Here is a 9,156-nt window from a genome sequence, read left to right on the forward strand (position 1 = left end):
GTTGGGATTGAATCTGGTATACTGGTTAGCAGAATAAAAAAGAGGATGATAAAAGTGGAACATAGAATTGATTGGGATCAGTACTTTATGATGCAGGCGGCCTTGCTGGCTTCCCGCAGTACCTGCCAGCGACTATCGGTTGGCGCTGTCTTGGTTCGTGACAAGCGGATTATTGCTGGTGGGTACAATGGCTCGGTTTCAGGTGATGATCACTGTCTGGACGCAGGCTGCTATTTGCGTGACGGTCATTGCGTGCGGACGATTCATGCTGAAATGAATGCAATTTTGCAGTGTGCCAAGTTTGGTGCACCAACTGACGGGGCCAGTCTTTATGTTACCGACTTTCCATGTCTGCAATGCACCAAGAGTCTTTTGCAGGCTGGAATCAAAGAGATCAATTATATCCGCAATTATCATAACGACGACTATGCAATGAAGCTGATTCGTCTTAAAAACGTTGCTTTACACCAGATTAAACTTGATGCCAACATCTTGGAAGAAGCCCATTTGGATCAATACATCAATCCGCAAAAACCGGTGAATGATTAATTGATTGAGCCGCGGTGGCTTTTTCCAGCCCTAACCGCTGCCTTGGTTACTGGGATTATTTTAGGCAGTCAATTATGGCTGTTATTACTTTTGCTCTATCTGCTGTACCGTGTGTGGACGCTGCATGATGGATCGACTTTCAGATATGTGCTCCTGGCGGCTTTGGTAACAGGAATGTTCTGCAACCGGGCGCTTTATAATTCTTATCAAAAACCATTGCATAGTCCGCAGTCAATCGAGCGCACCTTTAAGACGATGCCCGATCAGATCAGCATCAATGGCAATCTGGTTCAGATGCAGGGAGTCGAGCTTGCTTCAGGTGAGCGGGAACTAATCACTTTGCGACTGCATTCCTATCAAGAAAAAGCCGCCTTGATTCATAATCAGACCATGTTGATCTGGCGAATCAAGGGGCAAAAAGAACCAATTATCGAGCCGACCAATTTTGGCCAGTTCGACTATCAGAAGTATCAATGGCGTCATCATGTCTATAATGAGGTCCGAACAGATGACTGGCAGGTAGACTCACAAAAACCACGTACTCTTATTGAGGGATGTCATTGTCTAAGAGCTGCACTGCATCAGTATTTTCAAACGCTGCCAGCACCTTTGAGCGAGTATTGCGACAGTCTGATTATCGGTTTGAATACGTTTGAGACGGCTCGCCTGCTCAGTTCAGTTAAAAAACTGGGCGTGATTCATCTGTTTTGTATTTCGGGCATGCACGTTGTCTTGCTGATTGCAATTTTGCGTGGGCTTTTGATTCGCCTGCGTCTTAATATTGAAACGATTGACTGGCTCTTGATTTTTTTGCTGCCGTTTTATCTAATCGTCGGTGGCGGCGCGGCCAGTCTGATTCGGGCATCGATTATGGCAGAGGTCCGGCTTTTGAGTCATCGGCTGCATTTTTCAGGGATCGATGCCTGGTCGATCAGTCTTTTAATTGGCATAATGCTTGATCCATATGTATTATTAACGCTTGGTGGTCAACTGAGCTATTTAATGTCGCTTTTGATGCCATTGTCATTAAAAGACGTCTCGGATCTTAAAAGAGCATTTTGGCTGAATCTGGTCAGCTTGCCCAGTCTGTTTCATTATGTTTATGAGGTGCATCTGCTTAGCACGCTGGTCAGCTGGCTTTTGATTCCACTGTTTGGTACGATCCTTTTTCCATTGACATTGATTGCAGCACTGACTGCCAATTGGCTGCCATTATTGGCATATCGATTCAATCAGATGCTTAGGCTGCTGCATCATTTTTTGGACCAGCTGGCTGCATGTCCGGGAATGCTGACGTTTGGAAAGATCCCCGCTTTTTGGGCTATGATGCTTTTGATCTTAACGTTATGGCTGCTGGCTGATCCAGCACAAAAGGGCAGCTGGAAGCTTTTGATACTGGTCTACTGTGCTGTTTTTATGATGATTCATCTGCCGCTTTTTGGAGAGGTAACGTTTGTTGACATTGGGCAAGGCGATTGTGCCGTTGTCAAAATGCCGTTGAATCGCAAGGTAATCATGATCGATACCGGGGGTAAGCTGCACTATCAGATGCCACAATGGGCCAAAAGTCAGACAAACAATGATCAGGCAGCCAGAACCTCAATCAGTTATTTAAAGAGTCGGGGCATTACGCACCTGGATGCCATTTGTTTAAGCCACAGCGATGCCGATCATATCGGGTATCTGCCGACTGTGCTTGACTCAATGCGCGTCAGCGAGATTTTGGTACCCAGTGGAATGGAGCGTAATCAAAAATTCACACGTTTGATCAAAAAGCCGATTCAGGTCGTACCGGTTCAAGCAGGGGATCAGATCAAAGGAACATCGCTAAAAGTCGTCCATCCATTTAAGCCAGGTACAGGCAAAAACGAGGACTCAATGGTACTGGCTGGAAGATTTGGACAGTTGCGGTTTGTTTTTACCGGTGATCTGGATCGCAGTGGTGAGCGTCAGGTGATTAAGCACTATCCGAAGCTACATGCTGATGTCTTAAAACTTAGTCATCACGGCAGTAAGACTGGTAGTGATCCAAAGTTCTTGTATCGGCTGCAACCGCGTTACGGGATCGTTTCGGCCGGTCGCTTTAATCGATATGGTCATCCTAATCGCGTGACGATCAAAAATCTAAAAAAACAGGGCATTACGCCGATTTCAACGCAGCAGTATGGAATGATCAGTTATGTTTATCATCAAAATCATGGTTATTGGAAAACCAGACTAAAAGGGGATGAGTTAAAATGGATGTTGCCACCTTACGCCAACAGTTAAATGGCCAGGCACCGGCAATGGTCTACGTAGTATTGGGAACGCAGGGGATTTTACAGCAGCAGGCTCGTGATGCATTTATGGGATTGATTCCAGAAGCAGAGCGCGTGATGAATGTCGGCAGCTATGATATGGAAACAACGCCGCTTGCGACCGCAATTGATGATGCCATGTCAGCACCTTTTTTTGGTGAGCGACGCTTGGTATTGATCAATAAACCATATTTTTTAACGGGCAGTCCAGCCAAGGTCAAGGTTAATCACGACCTGGATGCGCTTAAAAGCTATCTTGAGCATCCTGAGCCCTCGACAGTCCTAGTACTGATGGCGCCATATGAAAAGCTCGACAATCGCAAGGGTTTGGTCAAGGAACTGAAAAAAGTGGCCATTGAAGTCAGTGCAGCTCCGTTAAGTGAACAGGATGCCCGGCATCAAGTCGAACAACAGCTCTTAAGTGATGGCTACCGTTTGGCAAATGGAACCATGGATGAGTTGGTTAGGCGCACCAATGCTGATTATGGGCTGATGGTGGCTAATTTAAAGAAACTGGAGCTGCTGGCCTATCAAACCAAGCAAATCAGTCAAGGCGACGTGATCGGCCTGGTTCCCCAATCACTGGATGAAAATGTCTTTGATCTGATTACGGCAGTCTTAAAGCGTGATCAGGCCCAGGCTTTAGACATTTACCAACAGCTTTTGGAAACCAATCATGAGCCATTGCAGTTAAATGCGCTGTTGGTCGGTCAGTTTCGACTGCTGATCCAAATTAAGGTCTTAAGCAGTCGCGGGTTAAGCCAAGGTACGTTGGCCAGCCGGCTTAAGGTGCATCCGTATCGGGTCAAAATCGGGATGCAGACGGCACGACGCTTTCAGATGAACGATCTGGTACGGGCCTATTTAGGCTTGATTCGCTGTGAAAAGGCGCTTAAGACGACAGCGCGCGATCCTGAGCTGCTGTTTCAGCTGTTTATGCTACAGTTCGCTAAAAAGGCCGGATAACATAAAAAAGCCGATGTCAATTAAGACATCGGCTTTTTTAATGTTGGCGCTACTTGTTGTAACGAGCCGTCAGACGGGACTTGTCACGAGCGGCCTTGTTTGCCTTGATCAGGCCCTTGGAGTGGGCACGGTCAATAGCGGAAATAGCTGCCTTGTACAGGTCGTCAAGGTTTTCGGCGCCGGCTACCTTAGCCTTGTCGAATTTCTTAACAGCCGTGCGCATTTCGCTCATTTGGGAAGCGTTGCGTGCTTGGGCCTTTTCGCTGGTCCGTACACGTTCGATTGCTGATTTGATGATTGGCATGAATTTCACCTCCGTTAACCCTGTTTAATTAGTTGACCAGAATTTTTCAACATTTGTCATTATACAAAAGTCGGTAGTCGATTGCAATAGTCTTGATCTGATCGTTTTGAAAAAAGAACATGGGAGTTGCAATTTTAAGCATGATCCGTTATAGTAACAAAGGCTGCTCAAAGCAGTCATTGCCTCTTCTCGGTTCAGCGATCCTCACCGACGCTTTACCTAGAACTCGGCGCACAAAAAAATGAAAGGTGGGAATAGCAACATGGCTATCTCTAAAGAACGCAAAAACGAAATCATCAAGGAATACGCTACGCACGAAGGTGACACGGGTTCAACTCAAGTTCAAGTTGCCGTACTGACTGCTGACATCAACGAACTGAACAACCACCTGCGTACGCACAAGCATGACTACCACTCACAACGTGGTCTGATGAAGAAGATCGGTCACCGTCGTAACCTGCTGGCTTACCTGCGTCGTACTGACCTGCAAGCTTACCGTGAACTGATCAAGCGTCTGGGCCTGCGTCGTTAATCTTAACGTCTGCTCAGATTCAAAGTCTCGACAATCGTCGGGGCTTTTTTTGTTACCTATTGATGATTAATTTAAAAAATTGCCGGGATAGAATGGTTAATTTTCAATCTATGTTGATTCTGTGGTAAGATGAATAACAGCAATTATGAACGAATAAATTGCCATGGGCCGCCCAGGTCCGTGGCGCGTTTAAATACAATCATAAGGAGCAAATATGAGCAAGATTAAGATTACGCCTTTTGGGGGCGTGCACGAAAACGGCAAGAATATGTATGCCGTTGAGGTTGATGAACAGATTTTTATCCTGGACTGCGGCTTGAAATACCCAGAAAACGAACTGATGGGGATTGACGTGGTCGTACCGGACTGGTCATTTTTAAAGGAAAGTGCTGATCGAATCGTTGGGGTATTCCTGACGCAGGGTCACGCCGATGCTATTGGCGGCTTGCCGTACTTTTTGACTGACTTCAACGTTCCTGTCTTTGGGAGCGAATTAACAATTGCCTTGGCTAAACTGGCCGTTAAAGACAGCGCCGACAAGAAAGTTAAAAAATTTAATGACTTCCATGTCGTTGATGCCGCAACCGAAATCGATTTTAACGATGTGACGGTTTCATTCTTTAAGACAACGCATTCGATTCCAGATACCATGGGGATCGTGTTGCAGACGCCAGAGGGCAACATCGTTTATACTGGGGACTTTAAGTTTGATCAAACGGCGGCAGAAGGCTACCGCACTGATCTGGCACGACTGGCTCAGATTGGTCAGCAAGGTGTGCTGCTGCTGCTGTCTGATTCGGCTGGTTCAGGCATCACTGGCATGAACACCAAAGAAAAAGATATCGCTGCCTATATTCAAGATACTTTTGAGGCAGCGCCTGGCCGGGTGGTTGTCGCCAGCGTAGCTTCCAATATCATGCGTGTACAGCAGATTTTAAATGCAGCTGCTGCGACAGGTCGCAAGGTAATCCTTTCTGGGCATGACTTAGAGCAGATCATCGATACGGCGATGAGCCTTGGCAAGTTGAAGATGCCTGAAGACGATCTTTTGATTACCTTGGAAGAAGCTAAGAAGATGGAGCCACAAGAACTGGTTGTATTGGAAACTGGCCGAATGGGCGAGCCAATCAAGGCATTGCAGCAGATTGCCAATGGTGACAATAAAAACATTACGCTCAACGAAAACGATCTGGTTTTTGTTACAACGACACCATCATATGCGATGGAAACAGCAGTGCAAAAGACTGAGGACATGCTTTACCGGACGGGGGCCAGCGTCAAGTTTATTGCTGCTGATCTGAATCCATCCGGTCATGCCAATCAAAATGATGAACAGCTGATGCTCAACTTTATGCGGCCACAGTGGTTCATGCCAATTCAAGGCGAGTATCGTTTGCTTGATCAGCATGCCATCTTGGCTGAAGAAGTTGGCATTCCTGCTGATCATATCTTCTTGACCAATAAGGGTGACGTCTTGACTTATGAAGATGGCGCCTTCCATTTGGGTGCCCACGTGGAAGTTGGCAATACGATGATTGATGGAACCGGGGTTGGTGATATCGGCAATATCGTATTGCGTGATCGTCGTGTGCTGTCAGAAGATGGGATCTTTGTCGTTGTAGCAACGATTGACCGTAAGAAAAAGAAGATCGTGGCCCGGCCACAGATCACTTCACGCGGTTTTGTCTTTGTTAAGACGAATCGTCAACTGATGAAGCAGAGTGCGGATCTGGTTGAAAAGGTCGTTCAAGAAAATCTGGACCAAAAAGAATTTGACTGGACGCATCTTAAATCCGACGTGCGCGAAAAACTGAATCGCTTCCTCTTTAACCAAACGAAGCGTCATCCAGTGATTCTGCCGGTAATTATGGAGATCAACCAGCATCCAAAGCGCAAGAATCATTCTAAAAAGACCAATGATAAGGCCAATGAAGAATCAACGGCCAAAAAGACGACTGCCAAGCGTCGTGGCCGGGGACGCGGAGCCAAGCGTCAGCGTAAAGCCGAGACCAAGGCCAGCAAATAATCAACAGCGTGAGCATCTGTGAATGCTCGCGCTGTTTGGCTTTCAGAAAGGAATTAATAATTATGACGCCTTTACAACAAGAGCAGTTTCATCAAGCCGATCAGCTTCTTGATCAGCAGCATTATCATGAGGCTGCACAGCGATTTGCCGCGCTTTATGAAGAAGTTGATGAGTTCGTTGTCAATCGTCAGCTGGTAAAATCTTTGTATGAGGATCAACAGTATGCCGAGGCGCTCAGCTATGCCAATGAGCATCTCAATGAATATACCGCCTCTAGGGAATTAATGCAGCTTTTGATCGAGGTTGAGCTGCATGCTCAGGCCTTTATTGACGTTCATGTGCAATTAAACAGTCTGCCTAAATGGCATGATGAGTTCATCAAACAAGTTGAGCAGGCTGAAAGTTCGTTTGCCAAGCACTATCAGACCTCACTGAACGGCCAGCTCAAGCAGTTCTATCATTTGGGAGACGGCAGTTTTGCCGAACAGCAGCGACGTTTTAAAGCGGCCAGTCATCTGCCGCTTAAACAGTATCTGATCGGTGCCAAGTTCTTAGCGCGTGATCCATTCGTCAATCCACTGATTAGATCAAGTCTTTTGCAGATTATGCAGCGTCTGCATCTGCAAGAAAGAATCACGATCTATTGGCTGGATGAGCAAGAGCATGAGGTTGATTTGGGCAGGCTACAAGATGTCGAGTCGATTCAAACGGTCCAGCAGATCGAATCAATGATTAAAAAAGAGTTTAGTCAGCTCGATCCATTGTCGTATCAAATGTTTGATCAAGAGTTTCACTTGCAGCTGGCATTTTTGTATCCATTGATTGAATTGGCAATTCCCAATCCAACCGCATGGTACCAGGCTTTAACGGCTTATTCACAGAGCACGGATCAGGATTACGACGTTATCTTGGCCAAACAATGGCAGAATCAAATTGCCCGCTTGGCTCAGCGACTGGGCATGCAATAAAAAGTTTCGGTTAAATTCATTTACAAATCAGGGTAGAGCTGATATTATAATTAAGAATTCTTTCGGAAAACCGGTTTTAAAACTTTTAATTGGCTCCCGGAAGTAGTACAATTTTCATTAAGGGTGTGTCAGACGGTTTTTGACTTGTCTGGCATTATACTTGTAATTTATCAGGAGGATTTCATTAATGGCTGAAAAAGAACATTATGAACGTACTAAACCCCATGTAAACATTGGTACTATTGGCCACGTTGACCATGGTAAGACTACTCTGACTGCTGCAATCACGAAGGTTTTGGCAGACAAGGGTCTGGCAAAGGCTGAAGACTACGCTGATATCGACAACGCTCCAGAAGAAAAGGAACGTGGTATCACTATCAACACGGCCCACGTTGAATACGAAACGGAAACGCGTCACTACGCACACATCGATGCCCCTGGTCACGCCGACTACGTTAAGAACATGATCACTGGTGCCGCACAAATGGATGGTGCTATCCTGGTTGTTGCTGCTACTGACGGTCCTATGCCACAAACTCGTGAACACATTCTGTTGGCTCGTCAAGTTGGTGTTCAATACATCGTTGTATTCCTGAACAAGACCGACTTGGTTGACGATGACGAACTGGTTGACTTGGTTGAAATGGAAGTTCGCGACCTGCTGAGCGAATACGATTTCCCTGGCGATGACATTCCAGTTGTTCGTGGTTCTGCTTTGAAGGCTCTGGAAGGTGACCCTGAACAAGAAAAGGTTATCCTGCACCTGATGGATGTTATCGACGAATACATCCCAACTCCAAAGCGTCCTACTGACAAGCCATTCATGCTGCCAATCGAAGACGTCTTCACTATCACTGGTCGTGGTACTGTTGTTTCCGGTCGTATCGACCGTGGTACTGTTAAGGTCGGCGACGAAGTTGAAATCGTTGGTCTGAAGGACGAAATCCTGAAGTCTACTGTTACGGGTGTTGAAATGTTCCACAAGACGCTGGACCTTGGTGAAGCCGGGGACAACGTTGGTGTTCTGCTGCGTGGTATCGGCCACGACCAAGTAGAACGTGGTCAAGTTCTGGCACAACCAGGCTCCATCCAAACGCACAAGAACTTCAAGGGTGAAGTCTACGTTATGACGAAGGAAGAAGGGGGCCGTCACACGCCATTCTTCTCCAACTACCGTCCACAATTCTACTTCCACACTACTGACGTTACGGGTACGATCGAACTGCCAGATGGTGTAGAAATGGTTATGCCTGGGGACAACGTTACGTTTACTGTTTCCCTGCAAAAGCCAGTTGCCATTGAAAAGGGTCTGAAGTTTACCATTCGTGAAGGTGGCCACACTGTTGGTGCCGGTGTCGTTTCTGACATCCTGGACTAATTTCAAATTAGTGCAATAAATAAAAGAGCAAGCAGAGTTCTGCTTGCTCTTTTTTTGTGTGACGAATTGTCAAACCAAGTGCAACGATTTCTCAAAAAATACTTCATATGGGGTTTCATAATTTAACACTTTTCGA

Annotated in this window: 8 protein-coding genes; 7 read left to right on the forward strand and 1 reads right to left on the reverse strand. The window is 46.2% G+C overall.

Going from position 1 to position 9,156, the window contains the following annotated elements; translation table 11 throughout:
* Window positions 1-54 precede the first annotated feature (54 nt).
* From QOS03_RS04755 to holA, 3 genes are read left to right on the forward strand one after another with little or no spacing between them, the layout of a single operon-like run.
* Window positions 55-549, forward strand: a complete 495-nt coding sequence (locus QOS03_RS04755; RefSeq protein WP_283575520.1) for a ComE operon protein 2 — start codon at window positions 55-57, stop codon at window positions 547-549.
* Window positions 550-2,817 (forward strand): DNA internalization-related competence protein ComEC/Rec2, encoded by a 2,268-nt coding sequence (locus tag QOS03_RS04760; RefSeq protein ID WP_283575521.1) that lies wholly within the window; start codon window positions 550-552, stop codon window positions 2,815-2,817. It abuts the gene before it with no gap.
* Window positions 2,787-3,812 carry a DNA polymerase III subunit delta gene (gene holA, locus QOS03_RS04765; RefSeq protein WP_283575522.1) on the forward strand — a complete coding sequence of 342 codons (1,026 nt, stop codon included), beginning with the start codon at window positions 2,787-2,789 and terminating at the stop codon, window positions 3,810-3,812. Before QOS03_RS04760 ends, holA begins: the two co-directional genes overlap by 31 nt.
* Window positions 3,813-3,861: 49 nt before the next feature.
* On the opposite strand, the gene rpsT is transcribed toward holA, so the two are convergent.
* Window positions 3,862-4,116 carry a 30S ribosomal protein S20 gene (gene rpsT, locus QOS03_RS04770; RefSeq protein ID WP_006499740.1) on the reverse strand — a complete coding sequence of 85 codons (255 nt, stop codon included), beginning with the start codon at window positions 4,114-4,116 and terminating at the stop codon, window positions 3,862-3,864.
* Between the two features lie 262 nt (window positions 4,117-4,378).
* On the opposite strand from rpsT, the gene rpsO reads away from it, so the two are divergent.
* The 4 genes from rpsO to tuf all read left to right on the forward strand — a co-directional run bounded on the left by rpsO (window position 4,379) and on the right by tuf (window position 9,020).
* Window positions 4,379-4,648, forward strand: coding sequence for a 30S ribosomal protein S15 (gene rpsO / locus QOS03_RS04775; protein ID WP_006499741.1), 270 nt, complete (start codon window positions 4,379-4,381; stop codon window positions 4,646-4,648).
* 214 nt (window positions 4,649-4,862) lie between these two features.
* Window positions 4,863-6,674 (forward strand): ribonuclease J, encoded by a 1,812-nt coding sequence (locus tag QOS03_RS04780; RefSeq protein ID WP_283575523.1) that lies wholly within the window; start codon window positions 4,863-4,865, stop codon window positions 6,672-6,674.
* Window positions 6,675-6,736: 62 nt separating this feature from the next.
* A complete protein-coding gene (locus QOS03_RS04785) occupies window positions 6,737-7,642 on the forward strand; it encodes a hypothetical protein (protein ID WP_283575524.1) in 906 nt (301 codons plus the stop codon).
* 187 nt (window positions 7,643-7,829) lie between these two features.
* Entirely contained in the window at window positions 7,830-9,020 is a 1,191-nt protein-coding gene (tuf, locus tag QOS03_RS04790) for an elongation factor Tu (protein ID WP_283575525.1), read from the forward strand.
* Window positions 9,021-9,156: the final 136 nt, after the last annotated feature.

The organism is Limosilactobacillus pulli, from assembly GCF_947381555.1.
In the GTDB taxonomy this organism is placed as follows: Bacteria; Bacillota; Bacilli; order Lactobacillales; family Lactobacillaceae; genus Limosilactobacillus; species Limosilactobacillus pulli.